11 protein-coding genes are annotated in these 21506 nt (G+C 65.2%); 2 read left to right on the top strand and 9 right to left on the bottom strand.

The features are described from left to right. Positions 1-113: 113 nt before the first annotated feature. The 5 genes from V0R59_RS11615 to V0R59_RS11595 form a co-directional block, all read right to left on the bottom strand. Positions 114-8873, bottom strand: a complete 8760-nt coding sequence (locus tag V0R59_RS11615) for a beta strand repeat-containing protein (protein WP_330074437.1) — start codon at positions 8871-8873, stop codon at positions 114-116. 38 nt (positions 8874-8911) lie between these two features. Further along, positions 8912-10507 (bottom strand): ShlB/FhaC/HecB family hemolysin secretion/activation protein, encoded by a 1596-nt coding sequence (locus tag V0R59_RS11610; RefSeq protein WP_330074436.1) that lies wholly within the window; start codon positions 10505-10507, stop codon positions 8912-8914. Positions 10508-10959: 452 nt separating this feature from the next. Next, the gene (locus tag V0R59_RS11605) at positions 10960-11208 is read right to left on the bottom strand and encodes a hypothetical protein (protein ID WP_330074435.1); all 249 of its coding nucleotides are present in this window, start codon (positions 11206-11208) and stop codon (positions 10960-10962) included. A gap of 921 nt (positions 11209-12129) precedes the next feature. Then, the gene (locus V0R59_RS11600; RefSeq protein ID WP_330074434.1) at positions 12130-13416 is read right to left on the bottom strand and encodes a sensor histidine kinase; all 1287 of its coding nucleotides are present in this window, start codon (positions 13414-13416) and stop codon (positions 12130-12132) included. Beyond that, positions 13413-14156 carry a response regulator gene (locus V0R59_RS11595; protein ID WP_330074433.1) on the bottom strand — a complete coding sequence of 248 codons (744 nt, stop codon included), beginning with the start codon at positions 14154-14156 and terminating at the stop codon, positions 13413-13415. The genes V0R59_RS11600 and V0R59_RS11595 overlap by 4 nt, the downstream gene beginning before the upstream one ends. A gap of 193 nt (positions 14157-14349) precedes the next feature. On the opposite strand from V0R59_RS11595, the gene V0R59_RS11590 reads away from it, so the two are divergent. Next, a complete protein-coding gene (locus tag V0R59_RS11590) occupies positions 14350-15558 on the top strand; it encodes a cytochrome c biogenesis protein DipZ (protein WP_330074432.1) in 1209 nt (402 codons plus the stop codon). A gap of 29 nt (positions 15559-15587) precedes the next feature. Further along, on the top strand, positions 15588-16604 hold the full coding sequence (locus V0R59_RS11585) for an alpha/beta fold hydrolase (protein ID WP_330074431.1): 1017 nt from the start codon (positions 15588-15590) through the stop codon (positions 16602-16604). Between the two features lie 227 nt (positions 16605-16831). Here V0R59_RS11585 and V0R59_RS11580 read toward each other — a convergent pair whose 3' ends face one another. The 4 genes from V0R59_RS11580 to V0R59_RS11565 all read right to left on the bottom strand — a co-directional run bounded on the left by V0R59_RS11580 (position 16832) and on the right by V0R59_RS11565 (position 21418). Further along, positions 16832-17146: an isochorismate lyase gene (locus V0R59_RS11580; protein ID WP_330074430.1), complete on the bottom strand. Its 315-nt coding sequence runs from the start codon at positions 17144-17146 to the stop codon at positions 16832-16834. A gap of 28 nt (positions 17147-17174) precedes the next feature. After that, entirely contained in the window at positions 17175-18386 is a 1212-nt protein-coding gene (locus V0R59_RS11575; RefSeq protein WP_330074429.1) for a histidine decarboxylase, read from the bottom strand. A gap of 62 nt (positions 18387-18448) precedes the next feature. Continuing rightward, the gene (locus V0R59_RS11570; protein ID WP_330074428.1) at positions 18449-20284 is read right to left on the bottom strand and encodes a (2,3-dihydroxybenzoyl)adenylate synthase; all 1836 of its coding nucleotides are present in this window, start codon (positions 20282-20284) and stop codon (positions 18449-18451) included. Positions 20285-20302: 18 nt separating this feature from the next. Further along, the gene (locus V0R59_RS11565) at positions 20303-21418 is read right to left on the bottom strand and encodes an isochorismate synthase (RefSeq protein ID WP_330074427.1); all 1116 of its coding nucleotides are present in this window, start codon (positions 21416-21418) and stop codon (positions 20303-20305) included. Between the last annotated feature and the right edge of the window lie 88 nt (positions 21419-21506).

Raw genomic sequence — 21506 nt, 5'->3', positions numbered from 1 at the left:
GTGCGCAAAAGGAATGTCCGCCACATAGTTGCGACTACTGGAAGTGGGAACAGCCCACAAAAAAAAGGCCGCCGGGCGAACCCGGCGGCCTTTCTGCTTGCCAGCGCTGAAACTTACTTGTTGTAAGTCATCACGCCATCTTCACCTTCGATGAAGCCGTTGTACGGAGTGACCTGCTTGGTGGTGAGCAGGCCGCCGTCGAACAGCTTCTCGGGGCCGGTTTGCTGGATCACCGCCGGTTGCAGCAGGGCTTCCATGAAGCGCCGGCTTTCGGCCAGGCTGCCACCGATCACGCGGTTGCCCAGGTCGACGGTGGACGAGTCGTTGACGTCGCCCATCAGCTCCTTGACCAGCGCCTCGCTACCGTTGCCGGCGTTCAGCGACACCTGCCAGGCACGGACGTTGGCCACGCCCGGCATGTTGTCCAGCACCTGCGGCGCGACGAAGACCACCTTGCCGCCACCCGGGGCGTTGGACGTCTGGATCGACGCGACCTTGATGGTGTTGCCGCCCGAGTAGCTGACGGTACCGGTGTCGGTGCTGGTGGTGGTGTTGGCCGCCATGGTGACGTTGCCGCTGCCGTTGACGCTGACGTTGCCGCGACCACTGGTGGTGATGTTGGCGTTCTGGTTGACGTTGACACCGTTGAGGGCAATGTTGCCCGCACCGGCGTTGGTCACCGCGCCGTTGACGTTGAGGTCGCCGGCGCTGGACAGGGCGATGTCACCCTGTGCAGTGGTCAGCGAGGTCAGGTTCAGCGCCGAAGTCGAGGTGCTGGCCAGGTTGGCGCCGCCGTTGCCGGCCGAGGCCGCCAGGGTCTGCACATTGACTTCCACTGCGTTGCCAGCCTGGCCGACGCCATTGCTGGCGACCAGGTTGGCGCTCTGCGCGGTGACGTTGTTGGCACCGTTGTTGTTGGCATCGCGGATGGCACCGGCGGCAGCGTTGAGGCTGACGTCGTGACCCGCCGCGCTGACCACGTCCAGGCCGATGTTGCCGGTCTGGCTGGTGACCGCGACGTCGCCATTGCCGCTGTTCACGGTCAGGCGGTTGAGGCCGTCGGCTTCGTTGATGATGACGTTGCCAGCAGTGGCCTGGGCGTTGACGCTGTTGGCCTGGGTCTGCACGGTCATGCCATTGCTGGCGGTCAGGTTCACGGCATCGCCCTTGACGCGGGTGTTGCCGTTGCCGTCATCGACCAGGGCACCGTTCTCGGTGGTCAGGGCCACGCTGCCGGTACCGCTCACCGAACCCAGGGTGGCATTGCCGTCGGCGACGGTCACGGCGATGTTGCCGTTGCCGGTGCTGACGTTCTCCAGGGTCACGGCCTGGCTCTGTGCCAGGTTGACGTCGCCGCCGGTGGTGCTGGCGCTGACGGTGTTGCCGTGGAGTTGCAGGGCGCCTTGCGAACCATTGCCCAGGCCGTTGGCGGCGTTGAGCTCGACGCGGTCACCGGTGATACCGGTGGCCTGGGCCACACGGGCCAGCAGGCGAGCGAAGAAGGTCGGCTGCTGGGTGACGATGGCACCATCGGTGGAGGTCAGGGCCACGTTGCCGTTGTTGGCAGTGACGCTGTTCACGCCGATGTCGCCGCCAGCGGTGACGCTGACATTGCCGTCGCGGGTGGTCACGCGGGTCAGGGTGATGCCGTCGTCTTCAGCCAGGACGATGTTGCCGCTGGCGTTGCTGACGGTCGCACTGTCCACTGCGGTGTGCAGGTTGACGCCGGTCTGCGCGGCAACGTCGAGGCTGCCGCCCTTGACCAGGCCACCTGCAGCGGTCACCACCTTGCCGGTGGAGTCCAGGGAGACGCTCTCGCCCTGCAGCTGATTGATGGTGATATCGCCCGCGTTCACCGCCACCAGGCCATTGGCCGCGACAACGCTGTCGAGAGTCACCGCGTCGGCTTCGTCGACCACGATCGAACCGGTGCCGGCCGAGGCCGACAAGTTATCGACGGCGGTACGCAGCGCGTCGTTGGTGCCGATGTTGCCACCAGCGGTCGCGCTCAGTTGCTTGGCCACGACGTTGCGCGCGGCGTTGCCCTGGACCTGGATGTCGCCGGTGGTGGCGTTCAGGGTCGCATTGCCGTTGCCGGTGCTGAGTTGGGTGATGAGCAGGTTGTTGCCCGCGCTGTAGCTCACGTCGCCCTGGCCGGCGATGTCGGCCTGGGTGCCGACGTCCATGGTCAGGTCGCCGCCGGCGTTGGCAGTGATGTTGCCAGCGCCGGTCTGTACCAGGGCGTGCTGGTTCAGGTTGCTGGTGGCCTTGAGGACGATATTGCCAGTACCGGTGGTCACCTGCTGCAGGTCAGCGTTGCCGCCGGCACTGTAGTCGATGTTGCCGGCGCCCAGCACCGAGCTGGCGGCCAGGGTGGTCAGGTTGCCATCCGCGTGTGCGGTCAGGTTGCCCGCTGCAGTCTGCACCACGGCGTTCTGCACCAGGTTGCCGGTGGCCTTGAGGTCGATATTGCCGCCGTTGGTGGACACCTGCTGCAGGTCGGCGTTGCCGCCGGCGCTGTAGTCGATGTTGCCGGTGCCATCGACGGTGGTCGCCGCCAGGGTGGTCAGGTCGCCGTCGGCCTTGGCGACGATGTCGCCCTGGGCAGTGCGCACCACGGCGTTCTGCACCAGGTTGCCGCCAGCGGTCAGGTTGATGTCGCCGCCTTCGGTGCTCACCTGCTGCAGGCTGACGTTAGCGAAGCCGAGGTAGGTGATATCGCCTTGGGTAACTACGACGGCGTTGTCCAGCGCGGTGATGTCGCCCATGGCGCCGATACGGATGTCACCGGCGTTGGTCTGCACCAGCGCCTGCTGGGTCAGGTTGCCGATGGCGGTCAGTTGCACGTCGCCATTGCCGGCGACCACGACGCTGTCCTCGGCAACCAGGTTGCCACCCGCATGGGCGGTGATGTTGCCGGCACCGGTTGCCACGCTGTTGTGCAGGGTCAGGTCGCCCGCCTCTGCCTTCAGCTCGATGCTGCCGGTGTCGGTGCCGATCTGCCGCAGGCTGGCGTTGCCGCCGGCGCTGTAGGCGATATTGCCATTGGCACGGGAGTTGGCCTGGGTGCCCTGGGCCATGTCGATGTCGCCACCGGCCTTGACCAAGATATCGCCATTGTCGGTATCGATGTCGACGTTCTGCTGGACGTTGCCGCCCGCAGTCAGGCGCGCCGCGCCGTCGCCGTAGTTGTTGACGCCTTCGTTGATGACGAGGTTGCCAGCGGTGCTGACTTCGATGTCGCCGTCGGAGTTGTCCAGGCCATTGATCGCGGTGTTGCCCAGGTTCGGCGTGACGCCACCGATGACCAGGTCGCCGTCCAGGTCGTTGACCTTGATGCTGCCCTGGTCGGTGTAGGCTTCCAGGTTGGCGACCTTGACATCCAGCGCCTTGGCATTGCCGATGCCGTTGGCGGCATACAGGGACAGCGCGGCGGCGTCGATGTTGCTGGTGCCGTCGGTCTTGGCGTTGGTGATCTGGTTGCCGGCCACCAGGGACACGGTGTCGCTGCCGCTGGTGTCGGTGCTGATGCTGCCGACGTTCAGCGAACCGCCGGTGGTGACGGTGACGTTGCCGTGGTCGGTTTCCAGGGTGCCCACGTTCAGGTCGTCGACTTCGGCCAGGTTGACCTCGCCGGCGGCGGTGACGTTGACGGTGTTGACCAGGGTGTCCAGGTGACGGTTGGCGTTGCTGCCGGTGGCACCGACGCTGCCCGCTGCATGGATGTTCAGGGTATCGGCGACGATCAGGGTGCTGTTGTCCTGGTCATCGTCGATGGCGCCGTCGGCCTGCAGGTCGACATTGCCGGTACCGGCGTCGAGGGCGCCGACCACGACTGCACCACCGGCCTTGAGGTCGATGTTGCCGCTGGCGGTCTTCAGGTTGCGCGCGGTCACCGCGTTGGCTTCACGCAGGGTGATGTTGCCGGCGTTGGTGACTTCGGCGTTCAGGGTGTCGACTTCGGTGTCGAGGTCGATGGCGCCGGTGGCCTTGGCCACCAGAGTGCCGCCCTGGACGTTGCGGTCGACGGTGTTGCCGTCGATGATCGCGCCGTTGGTGGAGGTCAGGCTCACGGTATGGGTGTGGGTGCTGTCCTTCACCAGTTGGTCGATCTTCAACGAACCGTCGGTGATGACGCTGATGTCACCGGCACCGGTGATGCCTTTCACGGCCCCCTGGGTACCGATGGTCAGCAGCGCGCCGCCATTGGCGTTGACGATGGCCACGCCACCGTTGCCCGCGTCGGCTGCAACGCGATCGGTCTGGGTGTTGACCGCGGTCAGGGCACCGATGCCGTTGCCGGCGACCATCTTCAGGTCCGGGGTCACCAGCACGCCGCCCTGGCCGAGGATGGCCTGGCCGGCTTTCAGGCTGATGGAGGTGTCGCTGTTGACGCTGCCGACCACGCCGACGTTGCCGGTGGCTTCGGCGACGATCTTCTGCCCGCTGGCGACGGTGATGTCACCCAGGCCCAGGCTGCCGGTGGAGTTCAGGTACAGGCTGGAGTCGATGACCCCGCCGTTGTTGATGTCCAGGCGGTTGGCGGTGATGCCCAGCGGCTTGTCGGCCGAGCTGTCGATCTGCTGGTTCAGGTTGTAGGCGGCCACGGCCTGCTTGCGCACCTGCAGGGCGGCATCACGGGCGGTGTTGGCCTTGAACACGGCCAGGTCGGCAGTGGCTTTCGAGGTGGCGGTGGTGTCGCGGATCTGGGTGGTGGTCGCCAGGTTGGTGGCCGCGGTGTAGACCGCTGCGTTGGCCACGTCCAGGGTGTTGTTGAGTTCCACCAGCAGGTCCTGCTGCGGCGCCAGGGTGTAGCGCTCGTAGCTGTCCAGGGCCAGGGAAGCGGCGGACATCACCAGGTCGACCACGGCGAAGGCGGCGTCGGCACCGGCGTCACCGGAGAACGGCACGGCCTGGGCAGCACCGGCGATCACCGCAGCGGCGTTACGCACCACGGTGGCGGCGTTGAGGATGGTGTTCAGCGAGTCGGCGGTGGCCGACATCACGTCGACCTTGGCCGACTGCGCGTTGGCAGCGGCTTCGGACAGGCGCTGGGTCAGCTCGGCCAGGCTGTTCTGCAGGGTCGCCGAGGTCACCAGGGCCTCGTAGTCCTTCAGCTGCTGGATGAGGATGTTCAGTTGCAGCAGCTTGGCCGCAGCTTCCGCGTCACGCGCCGAGTATTCGGCGATGGCGGTGTCGCGGGTCAGCTCGGCGGTGTACTTGCTCGGGGTGCTGGCGGTCAGGCTGACGTTGTTGCCGCGGATGTTCTGCGCGGTGCCGTTGCCGTCGAGGATCACGCCGCCGGCCGAGGCTACGGTGACGTTGCCGGTGCTGCCGGCATCGAGCATGCCGATGGTGATGTTCGACTGCGCTTGCAGGGTGATGTCGCCGCCGTCGGTCTTCAGGTTGCCGGCGATGATCACGCCGTCGTAGCCCGGTACTTCGGCGCTGGCCTTGGAGGTCGCGATCAGGGTGATGCTGCCGCCACCTGGCAGGTAGATGGTGTCGTTCTGGTTGAGGAAGACGATGTTGCCCGAGGTCGCCTTCAGCACCAGCGAGCCGCCATCCATGGTGATGGTGCCGCCGCTGTTGTCGAGGATGGTGATGGCGGTGGCGACGATGTTGATCGCGCTGGTGCCCTTGCCGGTCAGCGAGCTGGCGTCGACGGCCACGGCGCCGGCGTTGGTCGCGGTAACTCCACCGCTGCCGCCTGCGGCGGAGAGGAAGCTGACGTCCAGTGCCAGGTCACCCTGCTGGCCGATGCCGTTTGGCGCGCTGATGTCCAGCGAGCGGGCGACGACGTTGGCGTTGGCGGTGCTGGTGCGGCCGTCTTCGATGCTGCCACCGGCGGCGATCTTGACGTTGTTGCCACCGGCATTGACGTTGCCCAGCTTGATGCTGCCGTCGGCCTCGATCTGGATGTCGCTGCCGGTGCCGCCACTGGTGACCTGCTTCAGGGAAATCAGGTTGCCGCTGGCCTGGCGGGCGTAGATGCCGCCGTTGGCTGCGTCGATCACCAGTTCGTCGACCTGGATCTCCATGGCGTCGCCGCTGGTGCCGAACGACTTCACCGCTGCGCTCAGGCCGCTGGTGATGAAGTTGGCCGCCGAGCCGTTGCCGTCGGTGACGTTGCCGGACACCTTGAAGTCGATGGTGCCGCTGGCCTGCAGCTGGCCGACCACGGTGTCGCCGGAGTTCTGGAAGGCGATCTTGCCGTTGCTGGCGAGGACGTCCAGCAGGGTGATGGCGCCGATGTTGGAGAAGTTCACGTCACCGTTGGTGGCGGTCAGGTTCACAGCGCCTGCGACCTTGCTCGACAGGGCCTTGGTGGCCGTGCCGAGGGAGGCACCGCTGACGGTCAGGGAGCCTGCGGAAATCACCGTGCCTGGCGCGCTGGCTGCGGCAGTCACTGCGCCACCGGCGGTCAGGTTGACTGCGGTCTTGGCGTTGACCGAGTTCACTTCCAGGTTGCCGCTCTGGTTGACGCTGACGGCACCGTTGGTGGAGGTGGCGGTGGCGGTCAGGGCCAGGTCGGCCGAGGTGTTCTGGACGTTGGCGATGCCGTTGCGGCTGGTCAGGGTCAGGTCGCTGGCCTGGGTCTGCAACGCGGTACCGACGGCGCCGATGCTGCCCGAGGCGTCGAGGGTCAGGTCCTTGGCGACCACGCTGCCGCTGCCCTGGGTGATGTCACCGGCGGCGGTCAGGGAGACGCTCTTGTCGCTGCCTGCGTCGATGCCGTTCAGCTTGAGGCCGGCGGCAGTGTTGCTGAAGGACACGTCCATGGCCTGCAGGCGGGTCAGCGCCAGGCCGTTGGTGTTGCGGCTGTAGGTCAGCGCGCCGCCGCTGAAGGCAACGTTGGTGTCGCCGTTCGGCGTCGTCACCGAAAGCTTTTCCAGGGCCTTGTCGTTGGTCGCGTAGACGCCGGCCTGGGCTGCGGTGGTGGTGGCGGTCAGGGTGTCGACGCTGGTGCCGAGCTTCTTCGCCGAGGTGGCGATGCCGGACTTGGCGGTGGCGGTCAGGTCCTTGGCGGTGACGTTGGTGGTCGAGCCGCTGGCGGAGATGATGCTGCCGTTACCGGCGTTCAGGGTCACCGCGGCGCCGGTGGCGGTGATGCTGCCGACGGTGATGTTGCCCTGGGTAGCGTTGAGCACGACGTTGTTGTCGGTGCCGGCGGCGGTCAGGGTGCCGATGGTCAGGCCGTTGCTTTCGCTCAGGTACACGCCACCGTTGCCGGCCGCGGCGTTGACCGTGTTGCTCTGGGTGCTCAGGGACTGCGAGGCGTCGCCGATCTCTCCACCGGCGCTGAGGTTGACGGTGCGACCGACCAGCGAGGTGCCGGCCTGGGCGGCGAGGATGCTGCCGGTGTCGGAGGTCACGGTCAGGCCGTTGGTGGCCGACACGGTGCCGGTGAGGATCACGCCCTCGGTGGCCTGGACCTTGACGTTCTTGGTGCCGACGCTGGTGTTGCTCAGGGTGATCGAGCCGCTGTTGTCGATGGCTGCCGAGCTGGAGGTCTGGCCGTTGACGGTGATCTGCTCGCGGGCGACGACGTCGCCGAGGATCACTGCACCGTCGTTCTTGACATTGATGCCGCCGTTCTGGGTCGAAGCGGAAAGCACGCCGACCTTGGTGTTGACCGCGGTGCTGTCGCTGCCGACGGCGCTGTCGGCGACCAGCTTGGCCGAGTAACCGGTGACGTTGGCCTTCGAGGTGTCGGCGGAAGTGATGCTGCCGTTCTGCGCGGTGATCACCACGCTGCCGCCGGCTGCCGGGGTACCGGCCTTGACTTCGCCCAGGGCGACGCCGCCATTGACGTCGGTGACCAGCACGTTGCCGCTCTGCGAGCTGGCGTTGAGCACGTCGGCGTCGAGGGTGATCGCGCCCTCTTCCGAGCCGATCGAGGCGCCTTCGTCCTTCACAGCCAGGTTGACGGTGGTGGCGCGGGTCGAACTGTTGGCGCCGGTGGTGATGGTCTTGCCGGCGGTCAGGGTGGCGGTGGTGGCCGCTGCAGTGGCGACGCCCTTGACGGTGCCGTTCTGCACGATGTCGCCGGCGTCGATGGTCAGGTCGGTGGCTTCGATGACACCGCTGTTGTTGACCACGGAGCTCATCAGGCCGCTGGCCGAGTTGCCCTGCAGGATCACGGTCTGGGCGGTCACGGTACCGCTGTTCTTGACGCCTTCCAGGTCGCTGCCGGTGGCCGCGGCGAGGGTGTCGCCGGTGACGCTGAAGTTGATCAGGTTGCTGCCTTGCAGGTTGACCGTGAAGCGGTCACCGGCAGCCATGGTCACGCGACCGACGTTGGCGATGACGAAACCGGAGTTGTCAACTTTCGGTGCGACCAGGTAGACGAAGCCACCGGTGCCGCTGGTGATGGTGCCCTGGTTGGCGATGCTGGCCAGGTCCTTGCCGGCGACCTGGGTGAATTCCAGTTGGCCGCCGCTGAGGAAGCTGGCATCGGTCACGTCGAAGGTGGTGGCCAGCAGGCCGGCAACGTCGACTTGCGAACCGGCGCCGAAGACGATGCCGTTGGGGTTGATCAGGAAGATGTTGCCGTTGGCCTGCAGGGCGCCCTGGATGTTCGAGACCTGGCTGCCCAGCACCCGGTTCAGGGTGATGGAGTCGTTGCCGGCCTGCTGGGCGAAGCGCACCAGCTCACCGGCGTCGATGCTGAAGTCGGTCCAGTTGATGATGCCTTTCTGCAGGGCCTGGGTGATCACCAGTTCGTTGTTGTTCATCGAACCGATGGAGATACCGCCACTGACGGCGGTGCCGCCGGTCGGGGCTGCCAGGGCGACCGAACTGGTGGCGCCGATGACGGAAACCGAGACCGCCTTGATGAATGTCTGCGTGCCTTTCTTCTTGCGGGACATGAGTACTTACCTGTGCAAAATGGGGTGGTTTCCGTGGCTCAGAAGCGGTAGCGGGCCTGGGCGTAGACGTAGGAGCTGTCCTCGGTCTTGTCACCGATGGGCACACCGAAATCGACGCGCAGGTCGACGCTGTCGATCGGCCGTGCGAGCAGGCCGATGGCGGCACCGGAGAGGTCCTGGTGGTCGTCCTGGCCGACCAGCGGGTCCTTCAGCCAGACCTGGCCGTGGTCCAGGCGCGCGGTGGCCTGGTAGCGGTCGCTGTCCTTGAAGATCGAGTAGCGACCTTCGAGGCTGGCGGTGAAGCCGTGATCGCCCGACCAGGTCGACGGCGCATGCCCGACCACCGAGTTGAAACCACCGACGCCCCACTGCTCGCTGGAGACCAGCGAATCCAGCGAGTACTGGCCGGCGATGCGCGGGATCACCAGGAAACGCGGGGTGATCTGTTGCAGGCGAGCCACATCGAAGGTGAATTTGGTGAACTTGTTGTCCGCCTTGGCGGCGGCGCGGCTGGACATCAGCGAGTCATCGTCCATGCCGCCCAGGGCTTCGCCGAGGCCGTATTGCAGGCCGGCGGTGGCCAGGGTGCGGCCGTACAGGTCGGCGTTATCCAGGTTCAGGCTGAAGCGCAGCTTGCGGATCTTGTCTTCGGCGGTACGCACGCCGAGGATGCTCTGCTCCAGGTCCTGGGATTCCAGCCAGGCTTCGGCGGTGACGATGCTGCGCGCGGAGCGCACGAAGTCCTGGGACACGCCCAGGCCCCAGCTCTGGTTGTCACCCTCGATTTCCAGCACGCGGTAGGTGTTGCCGACGTCGACGTTACCTTTCGAGAAGTAGGCGCGGGCCTTGGTGCCCTGGGCGTTGAGCGGCAGGCTGTAGTCGACGTAGCCATACCACAGGTCGCCGTCGCCGACGGACGTCAGGGCGAGAACGTTTGCCTCGTCGCCATGACCGGTCAGGTTGGCGAACTTCAGGCTCGGCATCAGGCGGGTTTCGCCGGTGTCCTTGCTGCCGTAGTTGTTCACTTCCATCGCGCCCTGGATGCGTGGCGCCTCGGTGACGTCGACCACCAGGTCGGTAGACCCGGTCTTCGCGCCCGGCTGCAGGGTCGAGGTGACCTCGATGCCGGACAGGCGGTTGAGGTGGGTCAGCGCGCGCTCGACCTGCTCCAGGGTGAACGGCTTGCCTTCGACCACGCCGCCGGCCACCAGGGCGTCATGCACCTGCTCCGGGGAGAAGCGCTTGGCGCCGGTGACCTGCACGTTGCCCAGCCAGCCTTCCAGCACCACCAGCTTCAGGGCTGGTTCGTTGGCGAAGTCCTGGGCCGGGACCACGACCTTGACCAGGCGGTAGTTGGCGGCCTGGTAGTAGGCCTCGATCTTCGCGGCCAGGGCCTTCATCTCGACCAGGGTCATCGGGCGGCCGATGTCTTCGGCGATCTGCGCGCTGAGCTGCTCGCTGCTGAAGGTGCGGTTGCCGCTGAACTCGACGGCCTTGACCAGCACGCGGGTCTGCGCGGCCTGGGCCGGGGCAGCCGGAGCGGCGGTTTCGGCGGCCATGGCCGCGTTGGCTGTCATCACGGCAAAACCGAGGGCGCACAGCAGCGCCTTCGCAGGTTTGGGGGAATTGAACATGGGAACCTTGCTGTCAGTGATGGGCGAGGAAGTTGTGTGAGGACGGTAAGTCGATCGTCGAATTACATCCGGCATTTTCTGGTTCTCTAGCGACTAAGCACACTCGAGCACGGCCTCCTGGAAGGAGACCGAACAATCCTTGGTAAACCGTTGGCAATGTTTTGGGCAAAAGGGCGCCCAGGCCGAAAAAACGTCAGCCAATTAATTTTTTTGTTGGGCACACACAAGCGGCCTCAATGAAGCTTGCACGCAAAGTTTTCTTGCACTCCCCCCGCAAGTCCGTCGCAGCAAGTGACCAATAGCATGGTCCGGGGTAAGCGAGCGCATTAATAGCGCTGTTGTGAATAACGGTCAATGGCGAGTTGAAGTATTTTTTTGACGCGGATTATTTGACGGTAAACGGTGCGCTCTTTCTAAGTGCACAAATAATTTAGATCACGAGATTGGTGCAATTAACCGCAGGTCTCGCCAGGCGCTGCAAAAATGGCCAGGCGCGGCCTAAAAAATCCCGTAACGCCTTGATTTACTGCGATTTTATGACAGAGAAAGCGGGCGCCAGCCAGAACCAGGGGCGCTGAATAACCTGTTTGCGCGTGATTGTTTAGCGCAACAGTAAATACTGTTAAGACAACTTTAAAACGCCCAACAAGTTCATCAGCAGCCAGTAGTTCAAATATTACCGAGACGATTTCGACCCACACGAAAAACTACCGACAACCTGTAGAGCAGCAAGCCAGAACATGGAGAACATCAACAGGATAGTTTAGGCAAAACCTGCAAGAGACTAACAACAAACAACCTTGTAAATATATCAACCTGCAAATCGAGCACAAGAAGAAGCAAAAAACGAAAGCATATAAACCCCGACTCATCTGTGTCGCACGGAGAGAAACCATTTGATTAACCCTGGCAAGCCACTCACTTCCCGCTTATAGAGTCCTCTTCGGACTAACCATATGAGACTGGTATTGCGCGAGAAGCACCCACGATGATTATTCGTTTATCCGAAAAACAATGAGAAAAACAGGCTGGTGCGCGTTCGCCGGTAACCGCGCGTACCCGTCCGCCCCAATGAATCCGGGCTGCCCAGGTCGCCTCGCCTGCCGCCGGAGCGTCGGGTGATCAAGCAAAATAGATGGCCTTATAATGTCACCCCTGCCTGCGAAAATCGGTCAGCCAGCCCCATTCAAATGTCTGCCATGAACTTGGCGATCAACCCAATTGAATCTGTTCATGCCTGTTTCGCCCTTTTCCCATCCTTGATATTTCGAATGGCTACATAAGTGACGTAGTTCACATTTTCGCTCCGATAGCGGATTCGAGGATGATCGGCAGCGCATGCTTCGATATCAGCCGGAAGCGGAAGATGGCATACCAGAGTGCAGAGTGAACCGAGGCGGACATTCGCCAGTGATGGCCAAATAATCTCATCACAGGTGGCATGCAGCGTATCTGAAAGAGTGAACTCCCTGCCGAGTGGATGGAACTCTTTATCAAAAACGCTGTCTCGGGGAAGTTGGCGTGCTTCATCTAAGCAGTCAGGAAAACAATTCGTCTACTTGGCAAAAGCCGCGCGGATCGCGGGCTGCAGGCAGACGATCCGCGCGTCCTGGCGCAGTGCCCTACACAAGCGAAACCTCGGCACACAACCCGCCCCCTTCCCGGTTGCTCAGCTTCAATTCCCCACCCAGGCTCGCCGCCAGTTGCGCAGCGATCGCCAGCCCCAGCCCGGTCCCCCCGGTGTCCCGGTTACGCGAATTCTCCAGGCGGAAGAACGGCTTGAGCACCTCGCCCAACGCCTCCTCGGGAATCCCCGGACCGCGATCCAGGACCTGGATCGACAGGCGCCCGCCCACCGTCTCCACCCGCAGCGACGCCTCGCCAGCGAACTTCAGCGCGTTGTCGACCAGGTTCGTGAGCAAGCGCCGCAACGCCTGCGGCCGGCAGACCAGCAGCAGGTTGCCCGGCGCCTCCTCCAGCGTCACCGGCTTGCCGATATCGCGGTAATCGAACACCAGGCTTTCAAGAAAGGCCGTGAGCTGGAGGCGGCTCGCCGCTTCGGTCGAGGGCTCGGTACTGCGGGCATAGGCCACGCCTTCCTTGACCAGGTGCTGGATCTCGTCGAGATCACCCCACAGTTTGTCTTTATCGGCACCGTCATCCATGAACTCGACCCGCAGCTTCATGCGCGTGATCGGCGTCTGCAGGTCGTGGGAGATGGCGGCGAGCAGCTGCACGCGCTCCTTCACATAGGCAGCGATGCGTTCCTGCATGGCATTGAAGGCCACCGCCGCACGGGCGACCTCGGTCGGTCCGTGCTCCGCCAGCGGCTGTGCCGGACGGTTCAGGTCGAGGTTGTCCACGGCCGTGGCCAGGTGTGTCAGCGGGCGCAGGGCAATGCGCACCGCCAGCCAGGTGCACACCAGCAACAGCGCCAGTTGCCCCAGCAGGACCAGCGGCAGCCAGGGTGACAACGGCATGATCGAGGGCCGCACATCGAGGGTCAGCGGCTGGCCGTCGGCAAAGCGCAGGTGCGCCTGGTAATGCGGGCGGATGTCCGGGATGTCGCGAAAGCTCAGGTCATAGCGAGCCCCCAGGGTCGCCTTGATCGACTTCACCGAAACCGGTTCGTCGTCCATCGCCCTGCCCGCCTCGCCCTGGTCCAGGCGGTAGCTGTAGTTGGGCCGCTGCAGGCGCTGCAGCCAGGCCGGCCGTTCCGCCGCCGGCAGGCGTTCGAGAATGGCCACCGAGGTGTCGATGTCCTGCTCGAAATTGCTCAGCATCAGGGTTTTCGCACTGCTGTAGCGTTCCAGGGTCTGCATGGCGAAGGTCAGCCCGTGGGCGAGCACCAGGCTGGCGAAGAAGATCAGCGACAGCCGCGAGGCCAGGCTGCGCGGCCAGCGGCTCATGCTGCGCCCTCGATCAGGCGCACCGGGAAGCTGAACACATAGCCTTCGTTGCGCACCGTCTTGATATAGGCGGGCTGGCGCGCGTCATCCAGCAGGCGCTGGCGCAGGCGGCTGACCATCAGGTCGATGGAGCGGTCGAACAGATCGGCCTCGCGGCCCTGGGTCAGGTTGAGCAACTGGTCGCGGCTGAGCACCCGTTGCGGATGATCGAGAAACACCCGCAGCAGGCGGTATTCGGCGCCGCTCAGGGCGACCACGGTGTCCTGTTCGTCGAGCAGGTGACGCGCCGTGGTGTCCAGCCGCCAGGTGCCGAAGCCCAGCAGTCGCGCCTGTTCGCTGACCACCAGGTTCGGCGGCAGCATCCGCGTACGGCGCAGCACCGCGTTGATCCGCGCCAGCAACTCGCGGGCCGAGAACGGCTTGACCAGGTAGTCGTCGGCGCCCATTTCCAGGCCGACGATACGGTCGGTCTCGTCGTCCCGCGCGGTGAGCATCAGCACCGGGGTGTTGCGGTGCTTGCCGGCGCGCAGCTCGCGACACAGGACCAGGCCATCGTCGCCGGGCAGCATGATGTCGAGGACGATCAGGTCGACCTGGCCGGCTTCGAGAAAGGCGCGCATCTGCCGGCCGTCGGCGGCCAGGGTCGTGCGCAGGCCGTTCTTCTTCAGGTAGTTGCCCACCAGTTCGCGGATTTCCCGGTCGTCGTCGACGATCAGCACATGATCAGCATTGCCTTCCATCACGGTGGCCCTTGGCTTGGAGGAGATGGGTGAAGTCTATCGGCACGCTGATCCGCTGACAGCCAGGTTTGTAGGGTTATGTATCAAGACCCTGCAGGGATACCTGAAGCGACAGTAAAGACCCTGCGCGACACACAGGGGATACCTCTCCAGCGCGAAATGGCGCCACCTCTTCCTCGCCATGGAGAACGCCATGCTGATCATCGCCTTCCTGGGCGGCCTGTTGACCGTCCTCAGTCCCTGCATCCTGCCCATCGTGCCCTTCGTCTTCGCCCGTACCGGGCAAAGCCGCGCCTCCTTGCTGCTGACCCTCGGCGGGCTGGTGCTGACCTTCGCCGCCGTGTCGAGCCTGGCGGTGGTCGGCAGCGACTGGGTAGTCAAGGCCAACATCGGCGGGCGCTACCTGGCCCTCTCGGTGATGACGCTGTTCGCCCTGTCCCTGCTGGCCCCGCGCCTTGGCAGCTGGCTGGCGCGGCCCTTCGTCGCCCTGGGCAACCGCGTCGCACCCGGGGCCACGGCGTCCGGACCGCTGGCATCGCTGCTGATCGGGGTCGCCACCGGCCTGCTCTGGGCACCCTGCGCCGGCCCGATCCTCGGCCTGATCCTCAGCGGCGCCCTGCTCGCCGGACCGAACGCGCAGACCAGCCTGCTGTTGCTCGCCTACGGCCTGGGCAGCGCGGTCTCCCTGGGCCTGCTGGTCTTCGCCGGCAAAGGCCTGGGCAAGCGCCTGCGCCTGTCCCTGCCAGCGGTGGAGTGGCTGCGCCGCGGGACGGGCGTGGTGGTTCTGCTGGCGGCGGTGGGTATCGCCTCCGGCGGCACCCGCGAGCTGCTTGCAGGCACCTCGTCGCAGTTGTCCAACCGGGTTGAACAGCAGGTACTGAAGTCAGTCTCCGCAGTCATCGATCGCCTGGTCGCCAAGGCCGAGGCCGCCACTGCCCCGGACCTCGCGCCCAAGGGCCGGATACCGTCCCTGGCCGGTGCGGTGCAGTGGCTGAACTCACCCGAACTGAGCCCCGAAGCCCTGCGCGGCAAGGTGGTGCTGGTGGACTTCTGGACCTTCGACTGCATCAACTGCCAGCACACCCTGCCCTACGTCAAGCAATGGGCCGAGCGCTACGCCAAGGACGGCCTGGTGGTGATCGGCGTGCACACCCCTGAATACCCCTTCGAACGGGTACCGGCCAATGTGCGCAAGCAGGTCGAGCGCCTGGGCATCGGCTACCCGGTCGCCATCGACAACGACTATGCGATCTGGCGCAGCTTCAACAACCAGTACTGGCCTGCCCACTACCTGATCGACGCCAACGGCCAGGTGCGCTACAGCCACTTCGGCGAAGGCGCCTACACCACCCAGGAACAGGTCATCCAGAGATTGCTGGCCGAAGCCAAGGCCGCCCAGTGAGTCATCCATCCCCAACGAGGAGCAAGACCATGAGACCCGTCACCTCCGTGATCGCCGCCGCTGTCCTGCAACTGGGCCTGCTGGCCGCAGCACAAGCCAGCGAAGCTGCCACCGTGCAAGTCGCCCCCATAGTCGCCGGCAGCCACACCAGCCTCGGCCCGCTGAAGCACATCAAGGCCGGCCTGCTCGACGTGGCCTACGCCGAGGCCGGCCCGGCCGATGGACCGGTGGTGATCCTGCTGCACGGCTGGCCCTACGACATCCACAGCTACGCCGACGTTGCCCCGGCCCTGGCCGAGCAAGGCTACCGGGTGCTGATGCCCTATGCCCGTGGCTACGGCGAGACCCGTTTCCTTTCGCCCAGGACACTGCGCAACGGCCAGCCGGCGGCGCTGGCGCAAGACCTGGTGGACTTCATGGATGCGCTGCAGGTCAAGCAGGCGGTGCTCGGCGGCTATGACTGGGGCGCACGGACTGCGGATATCGTCGCCGCGCTGTGGCCCGAGCGGGTCAAGGCGCTGGTGGCGGTCAGCGGCTACCTGATCGGCAGCCAGGAGGTCGGCAAGCAGCCGCTGCCTCCGGCGGCAGAGCAACAATGGTGGTATCAGTTCTACTTCGCCACCGAGCGTGGCCGCGAGGGCTATGCGCGCAATACCCATGATTTTGCCCGGCTGATCTGGAAGACCGCCTCGCCGCAGTGGCAGTTCGACGACGCCACCTATGAACGCAGCGCGGTGGCGCTGGACAACCCGGATCACGTGGCGGTGTCGGTGTACAACTATCGCTGGCGACTGGGGCTGGAAAAGGGTGAGCGGCGTTATGACGCGATCGAGAAGAAGCTGGCGGCCTTCCCCTCGATCACGGTGCCGAGCATCGCCCTGGAGGGCGACGCCAACGGCGCACCGCATCCGCCGGCGCAAGCCTATGCCAAGCGTTATGTCGGCAAGTACGAGTACCGGCTGATCGAGGGTGGCGTGGGGCACAACCTGCCGCAGGAGGCGCCACAGGCGTTCGTCCAGGCGATCGTGGATGTGGATCGGTTCTGAGGGTGAGCTTCAGGCGTGGGTATCTCCACATCTCAATCAGGAGCACAACGGACCCTGTGGGAGCGGATTCATCCGCGATTGGGCGCGAAGCGGCCATAAAACCTGCATCCTCGGTGAATCAGAAAAAACCGGGACTCAGGATTTACGACGGCTTCGCCGCCGATCGCGGATCAATCCGCTCCTGCACCGACCGCGCTGAACCGAACCAAAGATGAGGCCAGCAGCCGTCAACGCTGCCCGTGAATCGACCGCCAGTGCACGATCTGCTGCTGGATGTTCCACTGGATGATCTGCTCGTACAGCGTCTCGATGAACGCCGGGTCGAAGCCTGCCGCCGCCGCCCATTCCAGGCGTTCGCCGAGCATCGCCGCGACCCGCTCCGGGGCCGGGATCGCCTGTTCGTTGGCCTTGAAGCGCACCGCTTGCTTGACGTAGCCAAGGCGCTTCTGCAGGGCCTCGAAGATCTGCCGGTCATGAAAGTCGATGCCGTCGCGGATGTCCGCCAGGCTGGCGCAGGCTTCCGGGGTTTTCGGTTGCAACATGAGGTATGTCCCTATCTAAAGCCAGGTATCAGATAACGTGGAAACGCGAGTCGGCGACCTGTGCCGGTGCCAGCGCATGCAGCCCCGCGACCCGCGGGCTGGCGCGCCATTCCCGGGGCCGGGCCTCGGCGATCATTTCATCGATCAGGGCATCGATCATGCTCTTGTCCTGATGATGGGGCGTGGTGATCAGGTGCGCGGTGTCGGCAGAGGTGGCCAGGCAGTATTTGCGCGTGATCCGCGCCGACGGGCAGGGAAACACCACGGTGATGGAATTGGCATGGCGCCAGGCGTCGATCCCCGCCTCCCGCAGGCGCTCCACCGCGTATTGCGCATTGTCCAGGCTGTGCTTGACCCGCCGCCGCCATTGCGCCGGCGTGTGGCTGCGCAGTGCCGCCCACATCAGCATCGGCGTGTGGCCGTTGCGCGAACCACTGATGGTCTTGTCGTTGGCGCGGATGTAGTCCACCTCCACCGAGATGCGCTCGACGTTGGCGCGCCGCGCGACAACGATGCCGCAGGGAATCGGCGAGCCGATCATCTTGTGCCCCGAGACGCAGATGGAATCGATGCCATCGGCGAAGGTGAACGGCTGCGGCTGCTCGACGAAGGGCAGGATCATCCCGCTCAACGCCGCATCGGCATGCAGGTAGTAGTCCTCGCGGGCGATGCCGGCCTCGGCCAGGCGCTGCTGGATGACGGCGATGTCGTCGATCGCGCCGCGCATGGTGGTGCCGATGTTGGCGAAGATGATCGGGTGGCGCTCGCCATCGGCGGCGATCTTCGCCATCAGGTCGTCGCAGTCGATCTCGCCGTTGGCCAGGGACTCCACCGCACGGCACTTGATGCGCAGCAGCTTGACGATCTTGGCCACGGAATAGTGGGTGTCCTTCGAGTAGTACAGGGTGCCGTCAGGGAACAGCTCGCGGGCCAGGTAGCAACCGAACATGTTGCCCTCGGTGCCGCCATTGGTGACATAGCCCCAGCTGTCCTGCAGCGGGATGTGGAACAGCTCGGCGAAGAAGGCCATCACGTCCTTCTCGAAATCGAAGGAGTTGAGCACGTAGTTGCCGGGCTCGGCCCAGTCGCCGCAGTTGTTCAGGGAAAAGCGCAGGAAGCGGTGCAGCGGTGCATAGTTGAAGTCGGCGTTTTCCGGGTAGCCGATGTTGAAATACTGGTTCCTCAGGCAATGCTCCCAGAACTGATCCAGCCGGGTCTGATCGGCAGAAGACAACGTCATATCCAACTCCTTTTAAATAGACTGGGCAGGCCGCGCTTCCGGGAGGCGCGGCCCGCGGTGAATCAGGCGGCCTTCTGGCGCGCCTCTACCAGCGACCACCAGCTGGCCAGGGTCGGCGCACTGGCCAGTTCCTCGAAGCTCACGGCGATGCCACGCTCCTTGAGCTCGCCCGCCAGCTTCATCACCTGCAACGAGTCGAGGCCGTAGAAGATCAGGTTTTCCTGCGGGTCGAGGCTTTCCCCGTCCTCCAGCACCTGGCGCAGCCGCTCGTGCAACCAGCTCCGGGTGTTGTCCACGTTGAGCAGGTGACGCAGGCGCTTCTTGTCGATCTTGCCCACGGCGGTCAGCGGCATGACCTCGATCAGGCGGATACGGTCGGGCAGCTTGTACTCGGCGATCCCCAGCTCCAGCAGGTGACGGCGCAGAGCCGGGGCCTTGAGGGCGGGATTGCGCGAGACGACGAAGGCGCAGCTCTTCTCGCCCAGCGCCTCGTCGGGCATGGCCACCAGCCCGGCGTGGGTGACGTCCGGGTGCAGCACCAGCAGGTTCTCGATTTCTTCCGAGGCGACCTTCTCGCCGCCACGGTTGATCTGGTCCTTGATCCGCCCGACCACCCGCAGGTCGCCGGTCGGGGTGAGCTGGACCAGGTCGCCGGAGTAATAGAAGCCCTCGGCGTCGAAGGCACTGGCGTTCTGCTCGGGGCTCTTGTAGTAGCCGCAGAAGGTGTAGGGGCCACGGGTGGCGAGCATGCCGGTCTCGCCCGGGGCCACCGGCACGCCGTCCTCGTCGAGGATCTTGATTTCGTCCGCCGGGCTGATAGGACGGCCCTGGGTGGTGAAGACCTGCTCGTCGCTGTCATCGAGGCGGGTGTAGTTGATCAGGCCCTCGGCCATGCCGAATACCTGCTGCAGCTTGCAGCCGAGCACGGTAGGCACCTGGCGCGCCAGGGAATCGGCGAACACCGCGCCGCCGACCTGCAGGTATTCCAGGGACTGCAACTGCTCGCGATGCTCCGGCGCCGCCTGCAGCCACAGGGCCACGGCGCTGGGCACCAGGGCGACGGTATTGATCTCGTGGCGACGGACCAGCTCGAAGCAGCTCAACGGCTCGGGCGTCGCCGCCATGACCACGCAACCACCCGCATGGAACACGCCAAGGGCCCCGGGCGAGCTGAGCAGGAAGTTGTGCGGCGCGGGCACCGCGCAGAGGAAGCGGGTGCGACTGTCCAGCCCACAGATCTCGGCGCAGGCACGGGCGTTGTAGTGGTAGTCGTTGTGGGTCCGCGGGATCAGCTTGGGAATCCCGGTGCTGCCGCCGGAGAGCTGGAACAGCGCGACCTGGTCGGCCGGCGTCGGCGCGAAGGCCACCGCCTGGCTGGCCGGGGTCTCGATCCACTGCGCCAGGTCGTGTGCCGGATTGCCCTCGCCGAGCAGCAAGGTGATCTCCGGCACCGCGCCGACCTGGGCGAACGCCTCCAGGTAGCTGTCGTCGCGGAACACTTCGTGCTCGCGCGAGGCGATCAGCAGCCTGGGCACGATCTGCTTGGCATAGGCGCCCAGCTCCAGCTTGCGATGGCTGTACAGCGCGCTGAGCGGCACGATGCCGGCCTTGAGCAGGGCAAACAGGACGATATGGAACTCGGCCACGTTGGGCAGTTGCACCAGGGCCGTGTCGCCCTGGCCCAGGCCGCGCTCGGCCAGGCGCGAGGCCAGGTTGGAGGACAGCGTGTCCAGCTCGCGGTAGGTGAAGCGGCGCTCGCCGCAGATGAGTGCCAGCGCCTGCGGCTGGGCCTGGGCACGCTCGACCAGGATGCGGTCGAGGGTCTGGTCGATCCAGTAGCCGGCGTCGCGATAGCGTTGCGCCCGATCCTGGGGCCAGTCGGTGAATTCGATAGTCATTGGGTCCAACGTCCTTGGTTAATGATGCAGTCCGCAGGCACGCAGCATGGTGCCGAGCTTGGTCTGGACTTCCGCCCATTCCGCCGCCGGTTGCGAGGCCTCGACGATGCCGGCGCCGGCGAACAGACGCACGCGGTTGCGCTTGAAGGTGCCGCAGCGGATGGTCACCACCCACTCGCCGTTACCCTCGGCATCGCACCAGCCGACCATGCCGGTGAACAGGCCGCGCTCGAAGGGTTCGACGAAGCGGATCAGGCGCCGCGCGCGCTCGGTGGGGAAGCCGCACACCGCCGGCGTGGGGTGCAGGCGGCAAGCCAGTTGCAGGGCCGACACGTTCGGATCGACGAGATCGCCCTCGATACGCGTCGACAGGTGCCACAGCGCCGGGGTGCTGATCAGCGACGGCCGCTGCGGCACGTCCAGGCGGGTACACAGCTCGCCGACCCGGGCCGCGATATCGCGGGTGACGAAGCCATGTTCGTAGTGATCCTTTTCCGAGGCTGCCAGCCACTCGGCATTGCGCTGGTCGGCTTCGGCGTCAGGCATGCGCCGGGCCGAACCGGCCAGCGGATTGGAAACGAAGCTCCAGCCCTCCTTGCGCACCAGCAGCTCCGGGCTGACCCCGAGCAAGGTGGCGCCATCGGCCATGGGCACGCGGAAGTGATAGCCGGCGGGGTTCTGCGCCCGCAGGTTGCGCTGCACCAGGTCCACGTCCACGTCGCCGTCGAAGACCAGTTCGCGCTGGATCGACAGCACCGCCTTGCGCACATCGCTGTGGCGGAAGTTGACGATGGCGTGCTCCACCGAACGCTTGAACGCGTCCTCGTCGGGGATCGGTTTCTGGTCGAGCAGACGTGGCATCTGGCCAACGGCCTCCTGACCAGACCCGGCACGCGCACGCCACTCGTGCGCCTGGGCAAGGTAGAGGCACGAGGCTTCGGCGGGATCGAAAGGAATGGCACCCACCACGATGGGGTTGGCCTGCCCTGCCCGGCGAGCCATGTCGAGGGCCTGGGCGATGGTTTTCTGGAACAGGCCGTCGAGGTTGTCGCCGCCGGCGGCGGGAGTGTCGATGCGCTGCAAGGCACCGTTGACGACCAGTTCGCGGTCACCCGAGGTGAATGAAAAGTTCATGGATCGATCGACTGCCACTGCTTCATCCATGTCAGTCGCCATGAGCGTGCTCGCTCTCATCTCGGTTCAGCCTCCTGCTTACGAGTAA

Source organism: Pseudomonas ulcerans, assembly GCF_036324125.1.
In the GTDB taxonomy this organism is placed as follows: Bacteria; Pseudomonadota; Gammaproteobacteria; order Pseudomonadales; family Pseudomonadaceae; genus Aquipseudomonas; species Aquipseudomonas ulcerans.
Note: the sequence above shows the minus strand (reverse complement) of the source record. Positions and strands in the feature narration are given on the sequence as shown.